Source organism: Streptomyces sp. NPDC094147 (genome assembly GCF_044764265.1).
GTDB lineage: Bacteria > Actinomycetota > Actinomycetes > Streptomycetales > Streptomycetaceae > Streptomyces.
Genome location: NZ_JBIWHT010000010.1, coordinates 18,821 through 43,317, shown reverse-complemented (window position 1 = coordinate 43,317; position 24,497 = coordinate 18,821). Strand labels below are relative to the sequence as shown.

Genomic DNA, 24,497 nt, shown 5'->3' with positions numbered 1-24,497 from the left:
TGTGCTCCTAGCGGGGGTTAGCGAGGTTGGAGCTGGATGCCGAAGCAGTTCTGCAGCGCGATCAGAGCGGCGCCCTGCGCACCCCGTACGGCGTCCAGCGGCTTGGTGACGATGTGACACTTGCGGCTGATCTGGAAGGTGTGGTCGGGGAAGTTCCGCAGCGCGCGCAGGAAGGCGTTGGCCGCGCGGTGGCCCGGTCCTTCGGTGATGAGATCTTTGGCGGCGTAGATGACGATCTGGCTCGGCCCGAACGTGGTGAGCAGCGTCGCGATGCCCCGGGCCAGCGAGACCCCGGCCTTGCGGAACGCGGCGATCGCTTCGTTGGCCTGCGCGGTGCCGCCGTCGGCGAGCGCTATGGCCGCCTCCAGTCCGTCCAGCTCGCGTCCGGTGCGCTCCTTGACCACCGCCGGAATGGCGCGGTTGCCGAGCTGGCTCTCGATGCAGCCGCGCATCCCACAGTCGCAGGCCCGCCCGCGCGGCCACACCTGGAAGTGCCCGAACTCGATGGGCACGGCGAGGCGTTCACGGCGCACGACCACGCCCGCTCCCACGCCGTCACGGATCAGGATGACCGCGAACGTCGCGCACTCGGCGCCCACGCCGAGCCGCTGCTCGTACGCGGCGAAGGCGTGCGCGTCGTTCTCCAGGGCGGTGGCGCAGCCGAACGCGGACGCCAGCTCGGGGCCGAGCGGGAAGTCCACCCACTCGTAGGGCGGCGGGCGGTCCCTGCCCCTGTCGTCGGGCGCGTTCAGGAGGTGCAGGACCATGCCGGTGTCCGGGTCGACGGGACCGCCGACCTGCACGCCGAGACAGAGTCTGCTCCTCGGGAACCCGCAGCCGAGCCGGGCCGCCGCCAACTGCCCGGCCAGCTCGGCCGCGTGCTTGACGACCTCGTCCGGGTCCATGTCGGTCAGGTCCCGGCGCGAGCGTGCCATCACTCTGCCGTCGGTCTCGGCGAGGACACCGACCAGCTTGTAGGGCTGGATCTCGATGCCGATCGCGAAGTGCCCGTGGTCGAGTTCGTAACTGCGGCGGAGTATCTGCCGCACCTTGGCGTCGTCGTTCGCGTTCATGTGTCACCTTGCGCGGGGTGGTTCAGGGCATGGAGGTGGGGTCGACGGCCTCGGGGTAGCGCTGGGCGGCGGCGCGGATCGCGATCGGGGTGAGCGTGATGACCTCCTCGGTCTGGCCCGGCCAGTCCTCCTCACCGGCCACCCGGCGCAGGGTGTCCGCGCGACCGGGGGCCACGCAGCCGTACAGCGCCTGAACGATCTCCACCTCGTCCGCGTCCTCGAACTCGTCGTACGGGATGTGCTCGCCCATCAGCCTGCGGCTGCGCTGGGCGTACGGCAGGTGGCGCACGCACTCCGCGAGGAACTCCGCCCTCGGCTCGGGCCCGGCGGCGGCCGGTTCCGGCAGGCGGTCCGGGCGTACGGTCCGGTCGCGGAAGCTGTTGACGGCGCGGGCGACGGTCTCGACGGCGAGGGGGTCTATGTCGTCCCGGCCAAGTGCGGCCGCGTGGTGGCCTGTTGCCGCCGCCATGGCGGTCAGCCAGAGTCGTACGACGTGGTAGCCGTACGCGGCCCACTCCACGCGGGTGGCCAGCTCGTGGACGCGGGGCGGCGGGGGCGGGGCCCCGTGCACGGCCGGGGTCTCCTTGATCTGGCGCAGCCGGTGTTCCAGCTCGTCGTCGGTGATCCTGCTCTCGACCTCGGTGTCGACGGATCGCAGGAAGCGGTCGAAGGCCGGGTGCAGCTGAAGGACCGCGTCTCCCGGGGCGGGGGCCTGCGGATGGGGCCGGCTTGTCGCGAGACCCTGCTCATCCCTGCTGGGCATGCGGACCTCCTTCTTGGGGGTGAGGGTCGGTTTCGGGGTGGTTTTCCAGGGCGCCGCGCAGGGCGGCGCGGGCGTGGCGCAGGTTGCTGCGGACGGTGCCGGGCTTCAGGTCGAGGAGCTCGGCGATCTCGTCCGTGCCGTAGCCGTCCAGGGCGAGGGCGAGTACTTCGCGCTGCCGGGGCGGGAGTTCGCGCAGGAGCTTCAGCACCTGGGCGTGCTCGTCCGGGTTGTGGTCGGTGTGGTGCTGGGGGGCGGGGGGTGCGAGGCGGGCGTTCAGGGACTCCAGGGCGACGCGCTTGCGGTCGCGTTCGGCCTTCCTGAGGTACGCGCGCCAGGCGGTGGTGCGGACCCAGCCGACGGGGTGCTCGCACCCCGGCCACTTGTGCACAAGCGCCTTCATGGCTTCCTGCGCGGAGTCCTCGGCCTCCTCGAAGGCGGCTCCGGCCCGCATCAGGTAGCGGACGGTCCTTGGGAACTCCGCGCGGAAGAAGTCGTCGTAATCCACCGGACCGGGGCTCACGCGGCCACCTCCTTGATGGTTGGTCACCTATAGGGGGCGGCGGGGGGCGGATCCGTGCAATGCGCTGCGCGGCGGGGCGGATTTCGTTGGCGGGGTCAACTCCCGTGTGCCCGGAGGGGGTTGGGGCGCAACGCGGTTGCACGGATGGGCGGTTGCACGGGGTGGGGGGTCTTCGGCCACCTCTCTGTAAACCCGCTCAACCCGACCCGCTCCGCAGAGAGGTGAGGCAGTGATGAGGCGCAAGTCCCGTTCCGGCTCCGTACGCGTGAAGCGTGCGAAGCGTGTGAAGCGCCCCAGTCCTACGGAGGTCGTGGCACTGGTCAATGGCGTGACGGCGAGCATTGGGGGTGTGTACGTTCTGACGTCCTCGGCGGTGGTCGCCGCGCTGGCGGGCGCATTGGCGCTGGTGGTGGCGGGGCTGTTCTTCGCCGGGGGCCGGTGAGACGCGCTGCGCGGGGTGGGGGCCTTTGGGGGGCTCCGCCCCGGGGGGGTTGCCCACCCACCCGCCCGTGACTCGGGGTTGGGAAGGCCCGACCCCTCGGGGGCTCCACCCCCGGCCCCCCGGGGGTTTACCCACCCGCCCGCCCGTGACTCGGGGTTGAGAAGGCTGAGCCCTGGGGCTGCGCCCCAGACCCCCCGAGGGGCTCCGCCCCTCGAACCCCAACGGGGGCTCCGCCCCCTGCACCCCCTGCGGGGACTTCGCCCTCGGACCCCCAGGAGTGTGCCCAACCGCCCGCCCATGACTCGGGGTTGAGAAGGCTGAGCCCTGAGGCTGCGCCCCAGACCCCCGGGGGGGGGGGGGCCCCCCCCCCCCCCCCCCCCCGCCCCCCCCCCCCCCCCCCCCCCCCCCCGCCCGGCGGCGCGCCCCCCCCGCGCCCGTGCCGTACGGATCGGCCCTCGGTCAGAGGGGGCCGATCCCCAGGCCCAGCAGGCCGTGACGGTGGTGCCACCGGTGGTGCCAGCCGCCGCCGTGATCGCGATCATGGAAAGAAGGGGTCGCCGCGACGCGAGGCGCAGCCTGCGCGATCGCGGCGACGGGGACTATCACGGCGGCGGAGAGCGAGACCACGAGGGCCACGCGTCGGACGATGGTCACGGTCGACTCCACTTCCGGCGGTAAATCTGACATTCCGACGCTAGGCCGATCGTCAGGAGCTGTCGCGCCGAGCGACCGTGCGGTACGCCACCCGAGTGTGCGACTCGACTCAGCCCGAGATATTCGTGATGTCCGCGTAGCCCTCGATCTCCCGCGGGTCCCGCGCACCCGGGCCCACATAGCGCGCCGACGGGCGCACCAGGCGGCCCGTGCGCTTCTGCTCCAGGATGTGCGCCGACCAGCCCGCCGTCCGCGCACAGGTGAACATCGACGTGAACATGTGCGCCGGGACCTCCGCGAAGTCCAGCACGATCGCCGCCCAGAACTCCACGTTCGTCGCCAGCACGCGGTCGGGCCGCCGGGCGTGCAGCTCGTCCAGCGCCGCCTTCTCCAGGGCCTCCGCCACCTCGAAGCGCGGCGCGCCCAGCTCGCGCGCGGTGCGGCGCAGCACCCGGGCGCGCGGGTCCTCGGCGCGGTAGACCCGGTGGCCGAAGCCCATCAGGCGCTCGCCGTTGTCGAGGGCCTGCTTCACGTACGCGGTGGCGTCGCCGGTCCGCTCGATCTCCTCGATCATGCCGAGCACCCGCGACGGCGCCCCGCCGTGCAGCGGCCCCGACATCGCGCCGACCGCGCCGGACAGCGCGGCCGCCACGTCCGCGCCGGTCGAGGCGATGACGCGGGCGGTGAACGTCGAGGCGTTCATGCCGTGTTCGGCGGCGCTCGTCCAGTACGCGTCCACCGCCTTGACGTGCTTGGGGTCCGGCTCGCCGCGCCAGCGGATCATGAAGCGCTCGACCACCGACTGCGCCTTGTCGATCTCCCGCTGCGGCACCATCGGCCGGCCCTGCCCGCGCGCCGACTGGGCGACGTACGACAGCGCCATGACGGCGGCCCGCGCGAGGTTGTCGCGGGCGGTCCGCTCGTCGATGTCAAGCAGCGGCTTGAGGCCCCACACGGGCGCCAGCATGGCGAGGGCGGACTGCACGTCCACCCGGATGTCGCCGGAGTGGACGGGGATCGGGAACGGCTCGGCGGGCGGCAGGCCGGGGTTGAACGCCCCGTCGACCAGCAGCCCCCACACGTTCCCGAACGAGACGTGACCGACCAGGTCCTCGATGTCGACGCCCCGGTAGCGAAGGGCGCCGCCCTCCTTGTCCGGCTCGGCGATCTCCGTCTCGAACGCGACGACTCCCTCAAGTCCGGGTACGAAGTCGGACATCAGGCGGCTCCTCATCATGGGTGCGACGGGCTGCGGGTGGGCGGTGCTGCCCCGGGTCCCTCGGTGATGCCCCGTACGGCGGGCCGAAACCCCACCGCGGGACCACCGCGTGTATGGAGGCCACAGTGGCCCAGCGCAGAGTTTGGCGGGTCCCGACGACACGGGGAAGCGTGACATCCGGCACACCGCCCCAATGCACCACTGGACGGTTGGTGCCGCGCCCGCGCGGGCACACTGCACCCCCGCCGGGCCGGTGCGGCGGTGCGGCGGTGCGGCAGGATGGTTGCCGTGACCGACCCGGACCCCGCAGCGATGCGCGAGCAGTACCGCACCACCCTCCTCGCGGAGGAGGATCTGGCCGCCACGCCCATGGAGCAGTTCGGCCGCTGGTTCAAGGAGGCCGTGGCCGGCGGGCTGCACGAGCCCAACGCGATGGTCGTCGCCACCGCCACCGCCGACGGCCGCCCCTCCACCCGTACGGTGCTCCTGAAGTCCTACGACGAACGCGGCTTCGTCTTCTTCACCAACTACGGCTCGCGCAAGGCCGCCGAGCTCACCGCGAACCCCCACGCCTCGCTGCTCTTCCCCTGGCACCAGCTGGCCCGCCAGGTCATCGTCACGGGCGGCGCGGCCCGGGTCGCGCGCGAGGAGACCGAGGCCTACTTCCGCACCCGCCCGCACGGCTCCCGGCTCGGCGCCTGGGCCAGCGCCCAGTCGACGGTGATCGCCTCGCGGGCCGAACTGACCGCGCGCTACGAGGAGTTGGCGGCCCGCCACCCCGAAGGCAGCGAGGTCCCGGTCCCCCCGCAGTGGGGCGGCTTCCGGATCACGCCCGAAACCGTCGAGTTCTGGCAGGGCCACGAGAACCGCCTCCACGACCGGCTGCGGTACGTCCGGGCCGAGGGCGCCTGGCGGGTGGAGCGGCTCTCGCCCTGAGGGCCGGCGTCCGAAACCCGGCGGGCATGCAGAGACCCGCGGGCTCGGGTTCCTCCGGAGAGGAGCCGGCCGGACGTACCGGCGAGCCCGCGGGTCGGTGACTGCTTGGGAATTCGGCCGGCGACATGCCGGCCCGCACAGAGTGAGACGGCAGGCCGTTAGCCCGCAGTCACCTCACGCGTCCGGTTTGCATACATCTGTCAAACCACCTCCCTTCTCGTGTGCACCACACATTAGGCAGGCCCCCGACGGCCCTCAACCCATTTATCGGGTGGTGCGCGCCCGCTCCTCGGCGCTGCGCTCCACGCAGAACTCATTGCCCTCGATGTCGGCCATCGTGGCCCAGCCCGTACCGTCCGGGCGGCGGTGGTCGGCGACGAGGGTGGCGCCGAGCGAGCGGAGGCGCTCGACCTCCTCGTCGCGGCTGCGGTCCTGCGGCTGGAGGTCGAGGTGCACGCGGTTCTTCACCGCCTTGACGTCGGGCACCGCGATGAAGAGCAGGGCGATCCCGTCGGCGTTGACGGTCACCTCGGGGTCGCCGTCCTGGTCGTCCTCGGCGAGGGTGCCGCCGAGGACCCCGGCCCAGAAGGTGCCGAGCCGATAGGTGTCGGCGCAGTCGATCGTGACGTGGCGTACGAGAGATGTCATGGACGCCACTATGCATGCCCGGCCGGGAGGGGTGTCCAGAGGCCGGTAACCGCCGTACGGGACAAGGGATTTCGGGGAACCCGGTGTGGGCTGCGTCACGTTCGAGTTGAATGATCCGACGTGCGTAGTCCGCGCGTCGGCCGCGTGAAGCGGCGACCACGTCCTGCAGGGGGTGCCAGGATGAGTGCTTCCCGGAGTGAGACCGCCAGTGCTCCGGTTCCGGACGGGTCCGGCACCGGGCCCACGGGCACGGCCGTGCCGGAACCCGGCGGGGACCTCCTCGCCGCGCTGCTCGACGGAATGGACGCCGCGCTGTGCGCGTTCGACGCGGACGGCGTGGTCACCCACTGGAACCGCGAGGCCGAGCGGATCCTCGGCTGGCCGGCCGAAGAGGCCGTCGGGCGGCGGGGGTTCGCGGGCTGGGCGGCACGGGCCGCCGACGCCGAGGAGGTACGGGGGCGGCTGATGGCGGTGATGGACGCGCCGGGCCGCCAGGTGCACGAGTTCGCCCTGCTGCGCAAGGACGGCAGCCGCGTCCTGGTCCGAACGCAGTCGGCGGGCGTGCGGGGTGCCGACGGCGCCGCGGCCGGGGTGTACTGCGCGTTCGGCGAGGTGCACGCGCAGATCGACCTGGAGCGGTCCATCGCGCTGAGCGAGGCCCTGTTCGAGGACGGCTCCTGGGGGGTGGTCCTGGTCGACGTGGACCTGCGGCCCACCGTCGTCAACTCCTACGCGGCCCGCGCGCTCGGCACCGGCCGGGCGACCCTGCTCGGCCGCCCGCTCGGCGAGCTGATCGTCCAGGGCGTCGAGGAGCTAGAGGGCGCGCTCCACCACGTACTCGCCGAAGGGGCGCCGAGCAGCCCCGCCGAGCTGTGGGTGACGCTGCGCACCGCGGAGGGCGAGCGGCGGCGCTGCTGGCGCAGCGGCTTCCTGCGGCTGTCCTCGCCGCTCGCGGAGGAACCGGTTCCGCTCGGGGTCGGCTGGCTCTTCCAGGACGTGACCGACGCCAAGCTCGCCGAGCAGGACGCGGACCGGCTCCGGTTTCGCTCCAACCAGCTCTACCGCGCCTCGCGGACCGCCGCCGAGTGCGAGGACCCGATGGAGGCGGCCAACTGCCACCTGGACTTCGCGCTGGCCGGTTTCGCCGACCACGCGCTGGTGGACCTGCTCGCCGGGGAGCGCCTGGTACGGGCCGCGGCCACCCCGGCCGGCGCGCCCGGCCCGGTCGCGGCGGTGGCGGGCGGCGGCATCCCGGTGCGCTATCCGCCGGGCCACCCGGCGCTTCAGGCGGTGGACCGGACCGGTTCCGTACGGGACAGCGCGGCCACGGCGGGGGGAACCTGGGCGGCGGAACGCCAGTGGCCGCCGGACGCGGCGCACGCCCTGTGCACGGTCCTGCGCAGCCGCGGCCGAACCCTGGGAGTCCTCACCTTCCTGCGCGGCGCATCCCGCCCGGCCTTCGAACGCCCGGACGCGGCGTACGCGGAGAGCGTGGCGGTACGGGTGGCGGCGGCGGTGGATCTGGCGCGGGTGCTGGACAACAGCTAGTTCGAGCAGCGGGGTCTGGGGCGGAGCCCCGGTACCTCGGCATCAGCGCCGGCCCCGTGCTCAGTGCCGGAAAAAGATCCGGTCCCGGTACTCACTCATGACCCGCCCATTCCACTCATGGCCCCCGTCCACGTTCCCCGAACGGAGCAGCGGCGGCTCGATGCCACGGGCCACCAGCGCCTCGACGGCGGCGGCCATCGTCGCCTGCATCAGCGCGCTGGTGACCACCGTGGACGCGGGTGCGAAGGGCGCCTCGATGTCCTCGTGGGTCAGCTCCGCGTCGCCCACCGCGATCTTGCTGTCGAGCACGACATCGCAGTGGTCGCGCAGGAACGTGCCCGAGACGTGCCGGGATTTCATGCTCTCGGCGTACGCCACCGAGGTGACCCCGATGACCTTGAGCCCGAGCGCCCGCGCGTTCATCGCCATCTCCACGGGCAGCGCGTTGCGCCCGGACAGCGAGATGATCACGAGTACGTCGCCGGGCCTGGCGGGGCTGGAGTCGAGGACCGCCCCCGCGAGGCCGTCGACCCGCTCCAGGGCGGAGCCGAGCGTGGCGGGCATGACGTCGACGCCGACCACCCCGGGCACCGCGAGCAGGTTCATCAGGGCGAACCCGCCGGCCCGGTAGACCACGTCCTGGGCGGCCAGCGAGGAGTGCCCGGCGCCGAAGGCGAAGAGCCGGCCGCCCGCCTGGACGGTGTCGGCGATCACGGCCCCGGCGGCCGCGATGCTGAGCGACTCCTCGTCCCGTACCCGCTGGAGAAGCCCGATCGCGGCGTCGAAGAACTGACCGGCCAGCTTGCTCTCGCTCATCGCCGAGGACCCTTTCCGGGGTGGGGTAACGACCGTGCGCCGCTCACGGTGCGGTCTGGACCTTTCCCCTGTCAATACGGCTCCGGATGGCACCGGGTCAAGATGCGACCCGGCCGCCGCGGGACGGTTGTCAGTGGCATGCGTCAGTATTGAGTCAGGGCCAGCGGCACGACGTTTTCTGTCAGAGCATCGAGGGGCACGAATGTCCGGACTGATCGACACCACGGAGATGTATCTCCGCACCATCCTCGAGCTTGAGGAGGAGGGCGTGGTCCCCATGCGCGCCCGCATCGCCGAGCGCCTGGACCAGAGCGGACCGACGGTGAGCCAGACGGTGGCGCGCATGGAGCGCGACGGTCTGGTGCAGGTCGCGGGCGACCGCCACCTGGAGCTGACCGACGAGGGGCGCCGCCTCGCCACCCGCGTCATGCGCAAGCACCGCCTCGCGGAGTGCCTGCTCGTCGACGTCATCGGCCTGGAGTGGGAGCAGGTGCACGCGGAGGCCTGCCGCTGGGAGCACGTGATGAGCGAGGCGGTCGAGCGCCGCGTCCTGGAGCTGCTCCGCCACCCGACCGAGTCTCCGTACGGAAACCCGATCCCGGGTCTGGAGGAGCTGGGCGAGAAGGCCGAGGCGGACGCCTTCCTGGAGGACGGCATCATCAGCCTGGGCGAGCTCGACCCGGGCCCCGAGGGCAAGACGGTCGTCGTGCGCCGGATCGGCGAGCCGATCCAGACCGACGCCCAGCTGATGTACACGCTGCGACGGGCGGGCGTGCAGCCCGGCTCCGTGGTGAGCGTGACGCAGTCGCCGGGCGGGGTCCTGGTGGGCAGCAGCGGCGAGGCCGCCGAGCTCGGCGCGGACGTCGCCTCGCACGTCTTCGTCGCCAAGCGCTGATCCGTCCGAGCCCCTTCCGGCCCCCTCGCCCGCTCCGCACCGTCTCGTAACGGACCGTCATCGCCCTTTCCTGTCAAGGCAGTTGAGGGTGGTTGGCGAAGGGTGTGGAGAAGGTTGCGGGGAAGGCCGGTTTCCGGGTGGAATGGCAGCGGCCGGGCGGATCGCGTGCGAGGCTGTGGCTTGAGGCTTATGACCCGAGAGGCGCACTGGCAGGGGAGGGGGCGGCGGCATGAGGCCGTTCGGACCACTCGCACCACCTTCGACGCCCCGGCCTGCCCCTGCGTCCTCGGCCGCCCGCCCGCTTCGGAAAGACCAGGGCCCCGGCGCCTCCCGGCGCCGGGGCCTGTCCTCCCCGGTGTCGACCCGGAGCCCCGAGCTCCCAGGGTCGACCCCCGCGGACCGTCTTCCCCGAGCGGCCCGCCTCCCGGAGAAGATCTCCCCTCGGCGCAGGGCGTCAATCCTTGAGCGTGGTCACTCGAACGAGGGGTGTTGCGCGAGAGACGCGAGTTTTCGAATAGGGGTTCGATACTCTGCCGGGAACTGACCACTCGGGAGCTGTCGGGGGCTGAAGGGGGTGCCGGAACACATGGTGCGGCGCATCGATGTGACAGGGACCGGCGGGGTTCGCCTCGCCGCCTGGGAGTTCGCGGAGCAGCCCAAGGCCCGCGCGGAGACCGAGGGGGCTCCAGGGGTCTTACTTCTCCACGGGCTGATGGGCCGGGCCTCGCACTGGGCCTCCACGGCCCGCTGGCTCGCCGAGAAGCACCGGCCGGTCGCCATCGACCAGCGCGGCCACGGCCGCAGCGACAAGCCCGCCGACGGCCCGTACACCCGCGAGGCCTACGTGGCCGACGCCGAGGCCGCCGTCGAACAGCTGGGCCTGGCCCCCGTCACCCTCATCGGCCACTCGATGGGCGCCCTCACCGCCTGGCAGCTCGCCGCCAAACGCCCCGATCTGGTCCGCGCGCTCGTCATCTGCGACATGCGGGCCTCGGCGCTCGGCGCGGCCTCCCAGCGCGAGTGGGAGGACTGGTTCAAGTCCTGGCCGGTGCCGTTCGCGACGCTCGCCGACGTACGCAAGTGGTTCGGCGAGGACGACCCGTGGGTGGAGCGGCCCAGCCCCGCCCGGGGCGAGTTCTTCGCCGAGGTGATGGCCGAGCGCGCCGACGGCTGGCGCCCGGTGTTCTCCCGCCGCCAGATGCTGACCTCCCGCGAGACCTGGGTGTACGACGCGCACTGGGAGGAGCTCGCCCAGGTCGACTGCCCCGCCCTCGTGGTGCGGGGTCTGGACGGCGAGCTGGGCCGCGCGGAGTCCCAGGAGATGGTCCGGGTCCTGCCGCGCGGCCAGTACGCGGAGGTGGCCGACGCCGGCCACCTCGTCCACTACGACCAGCCGAACGGCTGGCGCAACGCGATCGAGCCGTTCCTCGACGGGGTGCTCACGCCATGAGAGCGCCGCTCACCCCGTGCTGACCGCCGTCAGGATCTCCGGCAGCCGGGCCGCCGCGCGCGGCGCAGCCACCTTCAGTCCCGCCCAGCTGATGAGCGCCCCGTACGCCGCGCCCAGCGGCAGCAGCAGCCACAGCGCGTCGTGGTTCCCGGACACGTGCAGCCAGACGGCCAGCGCGATCAGCGGGGCGCACAGCACCGCGCTCGCCGCCATCCCGCCCAGGATCGACAGGAACGCGATGCCGCCCTGCCCAGGCGCCACGTTCTTGCGGCTGTCCTGCGGAATCGAGTACGCCAGCGTCGCAGACGCCACCGAACCCGTCGCCAGCATCGCGCCGAGCAGGGCCAGCGCGAGCCCCAGGACCTCGGGCAGCTTCGGCCAGTCGCCCAGCATGCCGGCCGTCACCACGGCCACGAGCAGCGTGTACGGAAGCGTCACGAGCAGCAGCGCGAACGCACGGGCGCGCAGCTCCAGATAGGCGTCCCGGGTCGAGGAGATGGTCAGCAGCACCATCCAGAACGCCGAGGTGTCCTGCCCGAACTGGTTGTACATCTGCATGCCGAGCATGCCCGTCGCGAAGCACGCGAAGTAGACGGTGCCGTGGCCCTGGAGGGCGTTGAAGACCGGCACGATCAGACCGATGGCGAGCGAAGTGATCCACGCCGCCTTGGTCTTGGGATCCCGCCAGGCGTAGCGCAGCGTACGCAGCATGACGGTGCCGGTGCGGCCCTCGGGGAGCAGTCCGGTGAGCCCCTTGCCCGAGGACTCCTTGCGGGAGGCGTCGGACGCGGCGAGCGTCGATCCGTCCGGCGTGGTCATCAGCTTCACCAGCGAGCGCTCCCAGGCGTACACGAGAAGTCCCAACGCGCCCACGGTGAGCAGGAGTTGGGCGACCGCGCGGCCGTACGCGCCCGCGCCCACCGAGTCGACCGCGCCGATCGCGGCGGCCGGCGGCAGCCAGCGCACCACGTTCGCGACCGGGTCGAGGGCGGAGAGCCCGCCGGAGTTGCCGAGCCGCTGGGCGCCGAAGTTCACGAACTGGAACCCCACCGCGATCACCAGACCGCTCAGCACCGCGAGGTCGCGGCCCTTGCGCGAGGTGAGCAGCCGGGTGTTGGCGGCCGCGACGGCGCGCGCGAGCGCGAGGCACACGAGCAGCGCGAGCGGCACGGCGAGGACCGCCGTCAGGGCCGCGCCGGCCCCGTGCGCGACCGCGATCGCCGAACCGAGGACGAGGCAGAGCGTGAACAGCGGCCCGATCCCCACCAGGGAGGCCGCGAGCAGCGCGCCGACCAGCGGGCGCGGTCGCAGCGGCAGCATGACGAGCCGGGTCGGGTCGAGGGTCTCGTCGCCGCTCGGGAAGAACAGCGGCATCACCGTCCAGCCGGCCGCCATCAGCGCCACGACCAGCACGGTCACGGTGCCCGCGTGCGCGTTGCCGCGCAGCGCGATCAGGCCGAGCAGTTGCAGCGCCGCGAAGAGCAGGGCCAGGACCGCCGAGGTGATGTAGGCGGCCCGGCGGCCACCGGACTGCCGCAGTCCGTTCCTGAGCAGCGACAGTTTCAGGCGTACGAAGACCGGGGCGAGGGCGGAGGTGCTCATCGGGTACCGCCGCCCAGCCAGTCCAGCGAGTCGCCCGCGTCGCGGCCGTTCGCGCCGACGAGTTCGAGGAAGGCGTCCTGCAACGAGGTGGCGCTGCCGCGCACCTCGGCCAGGGTGCCCTGGGCGCGGATGCGGCCCGCGGCCATCACGGCGACCCAGTCGCACAGCGACTCGACCAGCTCCATGACGTGGCTGGAGAAGACGACGGTGGCGCCGGAGGCGGTGTAGCGCTCCAGGACGCCGCGGATGGTCTGCGCGGACACCGGGTCGACGCCCTCGAACGGCTCGTCCAGGAACAGGACTTCGGGGTTGTGCAGCAGGGCCGAGGCCAGGCCGATCTTCTTGCGCATGCCGGTCGAGTAGTCGACCACCAGCTTGTGCTGGGCGCCCGCGAGGTCGAGTACGTCCAGGAGCTGGGCGGCCCGCTTGTCGACCTCGGCGCCGGGCAGCCCGCGCAACCGGCCGGAGTATGCGAGGAGTTCACGGCCCGAGAGCCGCTCGAACAGGCGCAGGCCCTCGGGCAGCACCCCGATGCGGGACTTCACGGCGACCGGATCGCGCCACACGTCGTGACCGGCCACCTCCACCGTGCCCTGATCGGGCCTGAGCAGCCCCGTCACCATGGACAGCGTGGTGGTCTTGCCCGCGCCGTTCGGGCCGACAAGACCGATGAACTTGCCCGCGGGCAGCTCCAGATCGATCCCCGCGACCGCGATCTGCTCACCGAAGCGTTTCCACAGCCCCTGAACGCGTACGGCGGGCGCCGCCGTACGCGCCCCGCCCGCGGTGTCCGCCGTTCCTTCGAATGCCTGGTCCGGCATGGTGGTGCCTCTCATCCCCGTGATGGTGCTTACCTGGACACCATAGGAGCCGGGGGTGGCACTCGCGCCAGGGCCTAGGGGCGGCGGGCTCTGGCCGCCGCGGCCTCGCGGCCGCAGGCGTAGGCGAGGGGGCAGATCAGCTCCTCGGCGTCCGGCAGCCAGCGGTTCGCGGGGGTGGGGCGGCGCGCCCACTGCACCGCCCCGTGCCCCCCGACCCGGGTCGGGGGCGCCGCCACGTAGTCGCCCTCGCCCCGAGTGACCAGGTCGATCGCGGCGGGCGTCCACCCCAACTTGCGTACCAGATCCGGGACTTTGGCGCCCGCGCCCGGCAGCACGAAGAACAGCATCCGGCGGTCGGGCGTGCAGGTGACCGGGCCGAGCGTCAGCTCCATGCGCTCCATGCGGGCGAGCGCCAGGAACCCGGCCGACTCCGGTACGTCGATGGCGTCGAAGGTACGCCCGGTGGGAAGCAGGATCGAGGCCCGGGGCTGCTTCGACCACAGGCGGCGCGCGGCGACCGCGCTTCCGGTGGCCTGGGTCGCCCAGTCCGGCCGGGCCGGGTGCGCACCCGGTTTCGGGCACGCGGTGTCACCGCACGAGCAGCGCTCGACACCCTCGTCCGCCTCCAGGGAGGTGCCGGGGAACACGTCCCAGTGCCGTTCCTCCGCGTACCGTACGGCGCTGTCCAGGAGCTGTTCGCCGCGCTGCTTGGGGATCAGGGGGGATTCCGTACCCGTGCCGGTGCCTGTGATGGTTTCTTCCACGACGGACTCAACTCCCGCCACCACCGAGGGTTACGGGCGCGGGAAGCGCGGGATCAGCGGTATCGGTCCTGCATATGGGGCGCATGGGTGCATGGACGGGGGCGCGCGTGCGGCTGCGTGTCGGCGGCAGGGTAGCCATATGCCGGGGAAGCTCACGGGAATGCTGGCAATGGCGCCATTTTCCGGATTCTCCTCGTTTCTCTGCATATTCGCAGGGCAGTGATCACCGTAGTGATCAACTGCCGCCTCAGGGGGTTCTCATGGCAGCCAGGCCTCTAGTCGCCCGCCAGCCCAATGAACGGCTGCAGGCGCTCATCCAGGAAGCCGGATGTTCCAACGCCGGGCTCGCCCGGCGGGTGAACATGGTCGGCGCGGAGCGGGGCCTCGACCTCCGCTACGACAAGACGTCGGTGGCGAGGTGGCTGCGCGGGCAGCAGCCCAGGGGCCGGGCGCCGGGCATCATCGCCGAAGCGCTGGGCCGCAAGCTGGGCCGTACGGTCACCATCGACGAGATCGGCATGGCCAACGGCAAGAACCTCGCGACGGGGGTGGGCCTCCAGTTCTCGCCCACCGTGCTCGGCGCGATCGAGCAGGTCTGCGAGCTGTGGCGCAGCGACGTGGGGCGCCGCGACTTCCTGTCCGGCTCCACCGTGGCGGCCTCGGCGCTGGTCGAGCCGAGCCGGGACTGGCTGATCACCGGCGCCGACAGCCAGGTCGCGCGCAGCGCGGGGCAGCGGGTCGGCGCGGCCGACGTCGAGGCCGTACGCGCCATGACCGACGCCCTCGTGCAGCTGGACCACCGGTTCGGGGCGGGGCACGTGCGGCCGGTCGTCGTCCACTACCTCAACAGCGTGGTGTCCGGGCTGCTCGCCGGGTCCTACCGGGAGTCCGTGGGGCGGCAGTTGTTCGCGGCGGTGGCCCGGCTCACCGAACTCGCCGGGTACATGGCCGTCGACACCGGCCAGCCCGGCCTCGCCCAGCGCTACTACATCCAGGCGCTGCGGCTAGCCCAGGCCGCCGACGACCGGGGATACGGGGGATATGTCCTGGCCGCGTCCATGAGCCACCTCGCCGCCCAGCTCGGCAACCCGCGCGAGATCGCCCAGCTGGCGCGGGCCGCGCAGGAGGGAGCGCGCGGCCGGGTCACCCCGCGGGCCGAGGCGATGTTCTACGCGGCCGAGGCGCGCGGGCACGCGCTGCTCGGCGACGCGCGGACCTGCCAGGCGGTGGCGGGCCGGGCGCTCACCGCGATGGACGCGGCGGCGGACGGCTCCGGCGACGACCCGGCGTGGATCGCGCACTTCGACCACGCCTACCTCGCGGACGAACTCGCCCACTGCCACCGGGACTTGGGCCAGCCGGAGGCCGCCGCCCGGCGGGCCGAGGAGTCGCTGGCCGGACATCCCGAGACGCGGGCCAGGCGGCGCGCCATCGGCCTCATCCTGCTCGCCACCGCGCAGGTCCAGCAGCGCGAGGTCGAGGAGGCGTGCGCGACGGGCACCCGGGCGGTGGAGCTGCTGTCCACCGTGCGCTCCAACCGGGGCGCGGACTACCTGGACGACCTCCAGGAGCGCCTGGAGCCGTACGGGAACGAGCCCGCGGTGCGGGAGTTCGGCGAGCGCATGGAGGCCCAGGCGGCCTGAGGACCTGCGGCTGAACCCGGCCCGGGACCGAGGTGAGGGAGGGCTTGGCAAGGGCGTGGGGGGACCCGGTAGCGTGAACCGACGATTGAGAAGGTCCACGAGGTCCACGTACAGGAGTTCCGGTGACGCAGAGCCGACAGGGTGACGAGCCGCAGCATCCGGCTGTGCGGCCCGCGCACGAGGGTGTCGTGCTGCCCGCCGACGGAAGCGGCCCGCGCGCCGGGGAGCCGCTGCCCGCGCCTCCTGGGGCCCAGCCCTGGGACCGCCCGTGGGGCCCCCAGGGCCAGGCCTCCCAGCCGCCCCCCGCCGCGCAGCCGCAGGGACCGCAGACCTTCGGCCGGCCCCTGCCGCCCGAGAACGCGGGCCGGGACGCGGAGGCGACCCAGTTCATCGCCCCGGTGCCGGGCGGCCCGGGGATCTCGGGCAGCGAGGCCACGCAGTACATAGCTCCTATACCGGGCGGCCAGGGCAGCGAGGCCACGCAGTACCTCGCTCCCGTGCGGGCCGGTGGCGGCGATGCCGAGGCGACCCAGTTCATCGCTCCGGTGGCCGGCGGGCCCGGGGCGCTGCCGCCGGAGAACGCCGGTGAGGCGGCCCGGTTCCTCGGCGGACCGGGCCCCGTCGGCGCCGATCCGACCCAGGTCCTGCCGCCGGTGCCCCCGGCGCCGCAGGACGCCCCGTACGGGATACGGCCGGGCGCGCCGGGTGACCGGCAGCCCCCCGCCGAGTTCGACAGCCTCTTCCGGGCGGACGGTCCGCCGCAACCGGGCGGCGAGACCCAGCAGTTGCCCCGCTTCCAGCCGTCCGTACCGCTGAACCGGCCGCAGCAGCAGGCGCCCTACAAGCCGCCGCAGGCCCCGGCGCAGCAGTTCCAGCCGCAGCCGCAGTTCGCGGCGGCACCCGCCTTCCAGGAGCCCGCCGGGCAGCAGTCCGGGTACGAGCCCGAGGCGCCCCGGCGCAAGTCGCCGGTCGGTCTGATCGCGGCCGTCGTCGTCGGCTGCGCGGTGATCGGGCTCGGCGCGGGCGCGCTGCTGAGCGGCGGCGGCGACAGCGGCTCCAAGAAGGCCGATCAGCAGCCCGCGGGCGTCAGTTCGCCCGCCGCCGGCGACGGCGGCGGCGCCAAGGACGGAGCCGCGGACCCCGCCAAGGCGCAGGCCGAGGCCCTCGACAAGGTGCTCGCCGACAGCGGCAGCAGCCGGGACGCGGTGATCGGCGCGGTCGCCGAGATCCGCGCCTGCGACAAGCTCGACCAGGCGGCCGCGGCACTGCGCGGCGCCGCCAAGCAGCGCGGCGACCTGGTGACCCGGCTCGGCCAGCTCTCGCTCGACAAGCTGCCGGACCACGACAAGCTGTCCGGTGACCTCACCAAGGCCTGGCAGGCCTCGGCCGCCGCCGACGACCACTACGCGGCGTGGGCCGACGCGGTGGCCGGCGACAAGGGCAAGAACTGCAAGGACGGCCACGCCAAGCGCAACAAGGACGCGGGCCAGGGCGACAAGGCGAGCGGTGACGCCACCAAGGCCAAGCAGGAGGCCTCGGGCATCTGGAACGGCATCGCCACGAAGTACAACCTCACCAAGCGCGGCGCCACCCAGCTCTGAGGGCCCGCGCCCGGGGGGTGTCCGGCTAGCCGTTGGCGGCCGTGTCCTCCAGCGTCGCGCTCACATCCGTGAAGCCCTTCCGCAGGGAGACGAGCCGGCCGTCGCGTACGACCTGGAACGTCACCTGGCGGTTGACGATGCGCGGGAAGTCCGGGGCGGCCAGCATGTCCTCGAAGCGCCAGCGCAGGTCCGGGGTGAGGCCGCCGGTGTCCACGCTGACGCCCGTGTTGAGCGCGCGGACGAGATCGGGGGCGCGGACGCTGTCCTGGCCGAGGGATTCGACGGCCTTCTTCAGGACCGTGTACGCGATCCAGGTGGTCTGCACCCCCGCGTCCGCCGCGTCGATCGAGTCGTCCCCGAAGGCCTGTTGGCTGATGACCTTCTTCATCGGATCCCAGCGCGGATCGTCGGCCTCCGGGTACCAGCCGGTGACGTACGCCCCCTCGAAGGGCCCGTCCTTGCCGCCGGTGCGGTCGATCAGCGGCTGGCCCACCGAGCCGATGACGGAGGCCACCCGCACCTTCTGGTCGTCGCTCTCCACCCGCCTGAAGGAGTCGAAGAACGTTTCCGTGCGGTCGCCGAGCACGGCCGTCACACAGCCCTTCTGCGCCTTCTCCGCGGCCGCCTTCCGGCCGAGCCGGACCGCCAGCGCCGGATCCGCCCCGGCCTCGGTGAGCGCGCGCTGGGCCTGCGCGGTGTAGTCGCTGGCGTCGTCGGCCGTACGGATGTCGGTGGCGGGCTTGCGGTGGGCGGCGACGAGCCCGGCGTCGAGCAGGTCCGGCAGGATGTCGCCGGAGATGGTGTCGGGGCGCACCAGCGACACCAGTTCGCAGTCGGGCGCCAGCTGCCGGCCGCTGCCCGCGATCAGCGCCGCCTGGCCGCCGTTGACGGGATAGGACAGCGCGCTGGTGAACTCCTGGTCGGAGATGCCGTAGCCGCCGAGATAGGGGATGCCGGCCGCTTCCAGCGGGGCCATGAAGGCGCTGCCGTACTGGCTGTACGAGCCGACGACGGCGACCGCCTTCTCCTTCACCGCGCGGTGTGCGCAGTCCGACGCGCCGGTCGCGGTGTTGTACTCGTTGCAGGTGATGACGTTCAGCTCGTGGCCGCCTATGCCGCCGTTGGCGTTGGCCCAGCGGGCGAACGCCTTGGCCATGGCGGGCATGCCGGGGGCGTTGGTGGCCCCGGTGCCGTCGGGGGCCCACGTCATGACGGTGATGGGCTCCCTGGAGCCCCCCGCGACTCCAGGAAGCACACCGCAACCGGTCAGGAGGCCGGCGCCCACCGCCGAACACGTGGCGAACACGGTGGCCTTCGTGCCGAACGAGCGGTGGAGCCGGGTCGAGCGCCGAGAATCCCGAGGACGCTGCCATCCGTTACCGGTCATGTGCCCACACACTTCCGCCCCGCGGGTAACGGGGAAGTGAGCAAACGTCAACGCACGGTGACGTACAGGTGAATTGCGGGGCCCGGTCGGGCGGCGGGCGAGGGGAACGTACGATCGAAAACGTGCAGCAAGGTACAGCAGGCTCTTCCCGTCGCGGCCGTCGCTCCTCCACCATGGGCGGCATGCCGTTGAATGACATGCCGTGGTGGCGCTGGCGTACGAACGTACGGTCCGCGCTGCACATGCTCTCCGACCCGGTCTTCCATGAGGAGACCTGGCTGGCCGGGCGCGAGGGGTTCGGAGACGTCACCGACGCCGTGTACCGGCTGGTCGAGGACACCTGGCTGGACAGCTGGTCCGCCGAGAAGTACGTCGGCACGATCTTCCGGGACTCCGGCGAGGCCGCGCTCGTCGACCTCGCGGTGCTGCGGGTGCTGCGCATCATGCACCAGGTCGGCGCCGACGCCCCGGTCTCCGCCTATCTCGCCCACCCCGCCTGGCCCGAGGCCGTACAGGCGGCGCGTGAGGCGCACGTACGGCTCGCGCAGGGTGACGGCGAGGACCCCGACGCTCCGCCGCGCTCCCTCGAAGTGCTGAGGATCCTGACCCGCTCGGCCTGAGGTCCGGATTCTGGGCGGGGGGCTGCGGGGGTGTCCGGTTGTGGCATCCTGCCTGGATGACCGACCAGTACGTCCTCACGCTCTCCTGTCCGGACAAACAGGGCATCGTGCATGCCGTGTCGAGCTACCTGTACATCACGGGCTGCAACATCGAGGACAGTCAGCAGTTCGGCGACCGCGACACCGGTCTCTTCTTCATGCGGGTCCACTTCTCGGCCGAGGCCCCGGTGACCATCGAGAAGCTGCGCGCCAGCTTCGCGGCCGTCGGCGACTCCTTCCAGATGGACTGGCAGATCCACCGCCCCGAGGAGCGGATGCGGATCGTCCTCATGGTGTCGAAGTTCGGGCACTGCCTGAACGACCTGCTGTTCCGCTCCAAGATCGGCGCGCTGCCGGTGGAGATCGCCGCGGTCGTCTCCAACCACACCGACTTCGCCGAGCTCGTCGCCTCCTACGGCGTGCCCTTCCATCACATTCCGGTCACCAAGGACACGAAGGCGGCCGCCGAGGCGCGGCTGCTCGACCTGGTGCGAGAGGAGCGGGTCGAGCTGGTGGTGCTCGCGCGGTACATGCAGGTGCTCTCCGACGACCTGTGCAAGCAGCTCAGCGGGCGGATCATCAACATCCACCACTCGTTCCTGCCGAGCTTCAAGGGCGCCAAGCCGTACCACCAGGCGCACGCCCGCGGTGTGAAGCTCATCGGCGCGACCGCGCACTACGTGACGGCCGACCTCGACGAGGGGCCGATCATCGAGCAGGAGGTCGAGCGCGTCGGGCACGAGGTCACGCCGGAGCAGCTCGTCGCGATCGGCCGGGACGTCGAGTGCCAGGCGCTGGCGCGGGCGGTCAAGTGGCATGCCGAGCACCGCATTCTGCTGAACGGGCGCCGGACGGTCGTGTTCGCGTAGTGCGGGCCGGCTGAAATCCCAGCCCCCCCGCCACTACATCCGGCTCAGTGACGCCGCCGCGAACAGTACGTCTCTGATCGCCTCCCGGTCGCCGAGCTGGCCCACCGCCGCCTCGTGCGGCGGCACGTGGCCCGCGGCCAGTTTGCAGAACTCGACGCCGTCCAGGGCCACATGGGCCACCTCGTGCTCGGGAGAGGCGACGGCGGCCGGGGAGTCGAGCGCGATGTGCCAGTCGCCGCCGCCCACCCCCTCGATCTCCAGGCGCAGGGAACGGCCCGGGGAGCCCGCGGCGACCAGGCCCCGCGCGGGCGCGGCGAGCCCGGCCCGGCGGCGGTCGGCCAGGGCGGCGGGCAGGATCCGCGCGGCCAGGTCGATCATCCGGTGCAGATGCGCCCCGGACGGCGGGTCGTACGGATAGTCCACCGCCTCCGTGATGTCGCCCGCGTGGATCCAGCACTCGAAGGCCCGGTCGAGCATCGCGTCCTGGAGCGGCAGCGCGAACTCCCCGTAGGGTACGGCCAGTTCGGCCACTCCGCGGCCCGCGAACGAGACCGTGCGCAGCAGCGCGTGGGACTGGTCGCGCCAGGGTTCGCGGACCGTGCGGGTCAGCGGGTACGGACCGGTCCGCCACAGCGCCTCGGTGCGTGCGGTGGGTCCGGCCGCCGCATCCTCGGGGTCGAGCGGCACCGGGTCTTCCAGACCGAGGGCGGTCGCGACCAGCGCGTCGACGGCCATCAGGTGTCCGATGACCCCGGCGACCGTCGTGCGCCGGCCGACCTGCCGCTCCTGCTCGAACCACTTCAGGCGGACCGGCGCGTGCCACTCGGCGTCCCCGAAGTCATTGAGCAGCGCGTCCAGCCGGGCCGTCTCCGCGTCGTACGGGGCCGCCCACAGCGGCACCGGGATGCGGGCCGGGCGCCGGCCCAGGCAGTTCTCCAGGACCCGGGAGCGCAGCAGCGGGTCCAGATCGAGGCTGCGCTCGGCCTGCAGCAGCCCCACCGCGTCCCGCAGCCGCAGCGCCTCCTCGGCGCAGGGCGCGCACTCGGTGAGGTGCGCCTCGACGGCATCGGTCTCCTCGGCGGAGCACGCGGCCAGCGCCCAGGCCCCGAGCAGCGACTTCAGCACGGTGTGCGAGGGCGGGCCGGAGCCGGGGAGGGGGCCCTTGGCGGCGGGCTGCTCCGGTGCCGGGACCTCGGCAGCAGGCTCCTCCGGCTCCGGATCCGACTCCGGCTCGGGGTCATCTGCCACTGCCCGCGGATCCGTATCCCTCTCCGCATCCGCGTCCGGCTCGGGGAAACGGTTACCCTCGCGCGGTCCGGGCACGAACATGCCGGAGCCGCCCCGGCGGCCGCCGCTCGCCAGGTCGTCGCCCGCCGCCCGGGGTGCCGGTATGCGCGGGGTGTTGTCGTCGTCCGGGGCGGGTTCGCCCTGCTCCAGGGGGCCGTTCACAGGGCCCGACCGTATCCGGGCGGCGCGGCTCCTTCCGGCGGCCGGATGGTGGCCGTGGACAGCAGTTGCAGGCCGAGCCGCAGGCGCCGGCGCGCCTCGTCCTCGGTGATGCTCAGGTCGGCGGCGGCCTGCCGGTAGTCGCGTCGCTGGAAATAGGCCAGTTCGAGGGCGGCGCGCAGCGGCGCGGGCATCGACGTCACGATGTAGTCGGCGCGGGCCGCCACCGAGGCCCGCCGCACCTTCTGCTCCAGTTCCTCGGTGGAGCCCCCGCCGTTCTCCTCGTACGAGGACGCCTCGGACTGGCGGAGCCGCTGGACGGCCTGGCACTGGGTGAGCTTGGCGACCCAGGAGCGCATCGAGCCCTGCTTGGGGTCGTAGGCGTCCGGGTTCTCCCACACGTAGCCGATGACCTCGCGGGTGATCTGGTCCGCCGCGTCCTCGTCGCCGAGCACACAGTGGGCGAGGCTGTGCACCAGCGAGGCGAACCGGTCGTAGAACTCGCCGAGAGCGGCCGCCTCCCCGCGCGCGAGCCGCTGCTGCATCCGGCGGTCCCACCGAGGTGGTGCGTCCTTCGGCATAGGCTCCCCAACCCTGTCGTTCCCCGCTGTGCCCCTGTGCGCCCGTCCTTGTGTATCTACGAATGTAATGCGACGGGCTGACAATGCAGGTTGGTTTGCGCTAAGTACGCCCCCGCAACGCCAGGTGATGGTAAAGGCCGGGTTTCGCGGGAGCGCGTCGGGGCAGCCGCGCACGGAGGGGGCCGGGCAGCACAGAGAGGGGCCGGCGGCGTGACGCTGATGGTGAACGAGGTCGTGCGGGGCACGTGGACCGTGCTGCGGGTGCACGGCGAACTGGACCTGGTGACCGCGCCGAGGCTGCGCAAGCAGGTGCACGCCGTGGTCGCCGAGGGCCGCCACGATCTGGTCCTGGACCTTTCCGGGGTGGTGTTCTGCGACTCCATGGGCGTGGGCGTGCTGATCGCGGCCCGCCGTCTGATGCGCTCCTGCCAAGGGAGGCTGCGGCTGATCCTGCCCGCGCGCGGCGCCCCGGACGGCTCCCACGTGAACAAGGTCCTCGCCGCCCTCGGGGTGCGCCGCCTCTTCGAGGTGTACGGCGATGTCGGCTCCGCCGCCGACGACCTGGCCGAGCCGCTCTCCGCGTAAGGCGTGACCCGGCGACGACGCCCCGGGTGCCCGTATCCCCTTCATGCGGCCGCCCCGGGTCGTACGCTCCGGGGATGGACAGTATGGACAGTCCCGAAAGTGCCGTGTACGAGCGCAGGGTCGCCGCCCGCTTCGCCTCCTTCGACCAGGACGGCAACGGCTGGATCGACCGCGAGGACTTCTCGACGGCGGCGGCCGCCCTGCTCGCCGAGTTCGGCACCACCGCCCGCTGCGACAAGGGGCAGGCGCTGTACGGCGGCGCGGAGGAGCTGTGGCAGGGCCTGGCCGGGATCGCGGACGTGGACGGCGACCAGCGGGTGACGCGGCGGGAGTTCGGGGGCGGAGCGCTGAAACGGCTGCACGACCGCACGAGCGGGTTCACCGAGCTCGCCCGGCCGTTCCTGCACGCCGCGTTCGCGGTGGCCGACACGGCCGGCGTCGGCACGGTGTCCGTGGCCGACGCCGAGCGTGCGCTGCGGGCGTTCGGGGTGTCGCCCAAGGTCGCGGCGGCCGTGGCCGCGGCCCTGGACGGGGACGGCGACGGCCGCATCACCGAACCGGACGCGGTGGCCGCCTTCGCCGCCTACTTCACGACCCTGTCCTGACCGGGCGGGACGTCAGTGCCAGTTCCAGTCGATCAGCGTGCGCAGCGTGTCCGAGTGGAAGTCGGGGAAGTCCATCGGGACGACGCCCAGATGGGTCTGCTGGCCGAGGCGCGCGTTCAGATAGCTCTGCACGCCGGGCATGATCGCGTCCGCGTTGACCTTGGGCCAGCCGCCGCCCGCGTAGCTGGTGAAGTTGATGTAGAGCTGGGCCGAGTTCTGGTCGTTGTACGCGTTGTCGAACTGCTGGGTGACCTTGGCGGTCTTCTTCGACGGCCAGGCCAGGCCCTGGTAGACGTCCTGGAGCCGGATGTACTGGTTGGACAGGAAGTCGTTGTCGCCGCCGGGCCATTGCAGGACCGGCCAGTCGTTGTCGAACTGCGCGATGAGCACGATCTTCCCGCGCGCCTCGCCGAGCGTGGGCACCCGGTCGGCCAGCCAGAACCGGGACCGCCAGCCCTTCTGGTCGAGGTAGACGTTGAGGACGTCCTTGAATCCGGCGCCGACGTCGTTGCTGGTGCCGTTCTCCTTCTTGAGCCGCATCAGCAGCACCTCGCCCGGGTGGCTGTCCAGGAAGGCCGCGCTCTGGATGAGCACATCGCCGAACGTCATGCCCTGGTAGAAGGCGCCGTGGTAGATCCCGAACGCGTCGTTCAGGTGGCCCTGGAGCCCGTTGGCGCGGATGTCGAAGAAGCGGATGCCCTCCTGCAACTGCTGGGTCAGGCCCCAGTTCTGGGTGTGCGACCACTCGGTGCCGTTGAGCGGGTCGGTGCAGCAGGAGTCGTGGGTGCCGGGGATGGTCATGCGCAGCAGCGAGCGGCTGTCGGGCAGCGAGGCCATCCAGTCGGCCGGGTCCGCGCTCGCGCGGGTCCGCACGGCGGCGTGCGCGGCGTTCGGCAGCAGCGCGGTGGTGGAGAGCGCGGCGGCGCCGAGTATGAGGTGTCTGCGGCTGAGTTCCATCGGTCCGTCCTCG

The 24,497-nt window shown here is 72.6% G+C and carries 25 protein-coding genes; 11 read left to right on the top strand and 14 right to left on the bottom strand.

Translation table 11 applies throughout. From position 1 onward, the window contains the following. Positions 1-17 precede the first annotated feature (17 nt). The 3 genes from ACIQ8J_RS17320 to ACIQ8J_RS17310 are packed head-to-tail and all read right to left on the bottom strand — an operon-like array spanning position 18 to position 2,356. Positions 18-1,073, bottom strand: a complete 1,056-nt coding sequence (locus tag ACIQ8J_RS17320) for an ROK family protein (RefSeq protein WP_403272366.1) — start codon at positions 1,071-1,073, stop codon at positions 18-20. 22 nt (positions 1,074-1,095) lie between these two features. Next, positions 1,096-1,836 carry a hypothetical protein gene (locus ACIQ8J_RS17315; RefSeq protein ID WP_403272365.1) on the bottom strand — a complete coding sequence of 247 codons (741 nt, stop codon included), beginning with the start codon at positions 1,834-1,836 and terminating at the stop codon, positions 1,096-1,098. Then, positions 1,820-2,356: an RNA polymerase sigma factor gene (locus ACIQ8J_RS17310; RefSeq protein ID WP_403272364.1), complete on the bottom strand. Its 537-nt coding sequence runs from the start codon at positions 2,354-2,356 to the stop codon at positions 1,820-1,822. The genes ACIQ8J_RS17315 and ACIQ8J_RS17310 overlap by 17 nt, the downstream gene beginning before the upstream one ends. A gap of 310 nt (positions 2,357-2,666) precedes the next feature. Between ACIQ8J_RS17310 and ACIQ8J_RS17305 the strand changes: the two genes are divergently transcribed. Next, the gene (locus ACIQ8J_RS17305; protein ID WP_403607852.1) at positions 2,667-2,798 is read left to right on the top strand and encodes a hypothetical protein; all 132 of its coding nucleotides are present in this window, start codon (positions 2,667-2,669) and stop codon (positions 2,796-2,798) included. A 459-nt stretch (positions 2,799-3,257) separates the two neighbouring features. On the opposite strand, the gene ACIQ8J_RS17300 is transcribed toward ACIQ8J_RS17305, so the two are convergent. Continuing rightward, entirely contained in the window at positions 3,258-3,452 is a 195-nt protein-coding gene (locus ACIQ8J_RS17300) for a hypothetical protein (RefSeq protein WP_403272526.1), read from the bottom strand. 109 nt (positions 3,453-3,561) lie between these two features. Next, on the bottom strand, positions 3,562-4,671 hold the full coding sequence (locus ACIQ8J_RS17295) for a citrate synthase 2 (RefSeq protein WP_403272527.1): 1,110 nt from the start codon (positions 4,669-4,671) through the stop codon (positions 3,562-3,564). A gap of 279 nt (positions 4,672-4,950) precedes the next feature. On the opposite strand from ACIQ8J_RS17295, the gene pdxH reads away from it, so the two are divergent. Continuing rightward, positions 4,951-5,607 carry a pyridoxamine 5'-phosphate oxidase gene (gene pdxH / locus ACIQ8J_RS17290; RefSeq protein WP_403272528.1) on the top strand — a complete coding sequence of 219 codons (657 nt, stop codon included), beginning with the start codon at positions 4,951-4,953 and terminating at the stop codon, positions 5,605-5,607. A 264-nt stretch (positions 5,608-5,871) separates the two neighbouring features. On the opposite strand, the gene ACIQ8J_RS17285 is transcribed toward pdxH, so the two are convergent. After that, positions 5,872-6,255 (bottom strand): VOC family protein, encoded by a 384-nt coding sequence (locus ACIQ8J_RS17285; protein ID WP_403272529.1) that lies wholly within the window; start codon positions 6,253-6,255, stop codon positions 5,872-5,874. A 180-nt stretch (positions 6,256-6,435) separates the two neighbouring features. Between ACIQ8J_RS17285 and ACIQ8J_RS17280 the strand changes: the two genes are divergently transcribed. Next, positions 6,436-7,803, top strand: a complete 1,368-nt coding sequence (locus tag ACIQ8J_RS17280; protein ID WP_403272530.1) for a PAS domain-containing protein — start codon at positions 6,436-6,438, stop codon at positions 7,801-7,803. A 60-nt stretch (positions 7,804-7,863) separates the two neighbouring features. Here ACIQ8J_RS17280 and ACIQ8J_RS17275 read toward each other — a convergent pair whose 3' ends face one another. Further along, positions 7,864-8,619 carry an SIS domain-containing protein gene (locus ACIQ8J_RS17275; protein WP_403272531.1) on the bottom strand — a complete coding sequence of 252 codons (756 nt, stop codon included), beginning with the start codon at positions 8,617-8,619 and terminating at the stop codon, positions 7,864-7,866. Between the two features lie 202 nt (positions 8,620-8,821). On the opposite strand from ACIQ8J_RS17275, the gene ACIQ8J_RS17270 reads away from it, so the two are divergent. Then, positions 8,822-9,514, top strand: coding sequence for a metal-dependent transcriptional regulator (locus tag ACIQ8J_RS17270; RefSeq protein ID WP_329464597.1), 693 nt, complete (start codon positions 8,822-8,824; stop codon positions 9,512-9,514). Positions 9,515-10,100: 586 nt separating this feature from the next. Next, on the top strand, positions 10,101-10,964 hold the full coding sequence (locus ACIQ8J_RS17265) for an alpha/beta fold hydrolase (RefSeq protein WP_403272532.1): 864 nt from the start codon (positions 10,101-10,103) through the stop codon (positions 10,962-10,964). A gap of 9 nt (positions 10,965-10,973) precedes the next feature. Here ACIQ8J_RS17265 and ACIQ8J_RS17260 read toward each other — a convergent pair whose 3' ends face one another. From ACIQ8J_RS17260 to ACIQ8J_RS17250, 3 genes are all read right to left on the bottom strand, one after another. Beyond that, positions 10,974-12,566 carry a transporter gene (locus ACIQ8J_RS17260; protein WP_403272533.1) on the bottom strand — a complete coding sequence of 531 codons (1,593 nt, stop codon included), beginning with the start codon at positions 12,564-12,566 and terminating at the stop codon, positions 10,974-10,976. Beyond that, complete coding sequence (locus ACIQ8J_RS17255) at positions 12,563-13,387, bottom strand: ABC transporter ATP-binding protein (RefSeq protein ID WP_403272567.1); 825 nt, start codon at positions 13,385-13,387, stop codon at positions 12,563-12,565. Before ACIQ8J_RS17255 ends, ACIQ8J_RS17260 begins: the two co-directional genes overlap by 4 nt. 74 nt (positions 13,388-13,461) lie before the next feature. Then, positions 13,462-14,151 (bottom strand): bifunctional DNA primase/polymerase, encoded by a 690-nt coding sequence (locus ACIQ8J_RS17250; protein ID WP_403272534.1) that lies wholly within the window; start codon positions 14,149-14,151, stop codon positions 13,462-13,464. A 260-nt stretch (positions 14,152-14,411) separates the two neighbouring features. Here ACIQ8J_RS17250 and ACIQ8J_RS17245 point away from each other — a divergent pair, with 260 nt between their 5' ends. Continuing rightward, positions 14,412-15,794, top strand: coding sequence for a transcriptional regulator (locus tag ACIQ8J_RS17245; RefSeq protein WP_403272535.1), 1,383 nt, complete (start codon positions 14,412-14,414; stop codon positions 15,792-15,794). 122 nt (positions 15,795-15,916) lie between these two features. Beyond that, positions 15,917-17,395, top strand: a complete 1,479-nt coding sequence (locus ACIQ8J_RS17240) for a hypothetical protein (protein ID WP_403607850.1) — start codon at positions 15,917-15,919, stop codon at positions 17,393-17,395. A gap of 25 nt (positions 17,396-17,420) precedes the next feature. On the opposite strand, the gene ACIQ8J_RS17235 is transcribed toward ACIQ8J_RS17240, so the two are convergent. Then, the gene (locus tag ACIQ8J_RS17235) at positions 17,421-18,782 is read right to left on the bottom strand and encodes an ABC transporter substrate-binding protein (RefSeq protein ID WP_403272537.1); all 1,362 of its coding nucleotides are present in this window, start codon (positions 18,780-18,782) and stop codon (positions 17,421-17,423) included. Between the two features lie 182 nt (positions 18,783-18,964). Here ACIQ8J_RS17235 and ACIQ8J_RS17230 point away from each other — a divergent pair, with 182 nt between their 5' ends. Together ACIQ8J_RS17230 and purU are read left to right on the top strand one after the other, a co-directional pair. Beyond that, positions 18,965-19,402 carry a hypothetical protein gene (locus ACIQ8J_RS17230; protein WP_403272538.1) on the top strand — a complete coding sequence of 146 codons (438 nt, stop codon included), beginning with the start codon at positions 18,965-18,967 and terminating at the stop codon, positions 19,400-19,402. A gap of 56 nt (positions 19,403-19,458) precedes the next feature. Beyond that, positions 19,459-20,310, top strand: a complete 852-nt coding sequence (gene purU / locus ACIQ8J_RS17225; protein WP_403272539.1) for a formyltetrahydrofolate deformylase — start codon at positions 19,459-19,461, stop codon at positions 20,308-20,310. Positions 20,311-20,343: 33 nt separating this feature from the next. Here the strand turns inward: purU and ACIQ8J_RS17220 are convergent, their stop codons facing one another. Further along, entirely contained in the window at positions 20,344-21,639 is a 1,296-nt protein-coding gene (locus ACIQ8J_RS17220) for a zf-HC2 domain-containing protein (protein ID WP_403272568.1), read from the bottom strand. 116 nt (positions 21,640-21,755) lie between these two features. Then, positions 21,756-22,337: a sigma factor gene (locus ACIQ8J_RS17215; RefSeq protein WP_403272540.1), complete on the bottom strand. Its 582-nt coding sequence runs from the start codon at positions 22,335-22,337 to the stop codon at positions 21,756-21,758. Between the two features lie 210 nt (positions 22,338-22,547). Here ACIQ8J_RS17215 and ACIQ8J_RS17210 point away from each other — a divergent pair, with 210 nt between their 5' ends. Further along, complete coding sequence (locus tag ACIQ8J_RS17210; protein ID WP_403272541.1) at positions 22,548-22,922, top strand: STAS domain-containing protein; 375 nt, start codon at positions 22,548-22,550, stop codon at positions 22,920-22,922. An 83-nt stretch (positions 22,923-23,005) separates the two neighbouring features. Further along, entirely contained in the window at positions 23,006-23,527 is a 522-nt protein-coding gene (locus ACIQ8J_RS17205) for an EF-hand domain-containing protein (RefSeq protein ID WP_403272542.1), read from the top strand. A 12-nt stretch (positions 23,528-23,539) separates the two neighbouring features. On the opposite strand, the gene ACIQ8J_RS17200 is transcribed toward ACIQ8J_RS17205, so the two are convergent. Further along, on the bottom strand, positions 23,540-24,484 hold the full coding sequence (locus ACIQ8J_RS17200) for a phosphatidylinositol-specific phospholipase C (RefSeq protein WP_403272543.1): 945 nt from the start codon (positions 24,482-24,484) through the stop codon (positions 23,540-23,542). Positions 24,485-24,497: the final 13 nt, after the last annotated feature.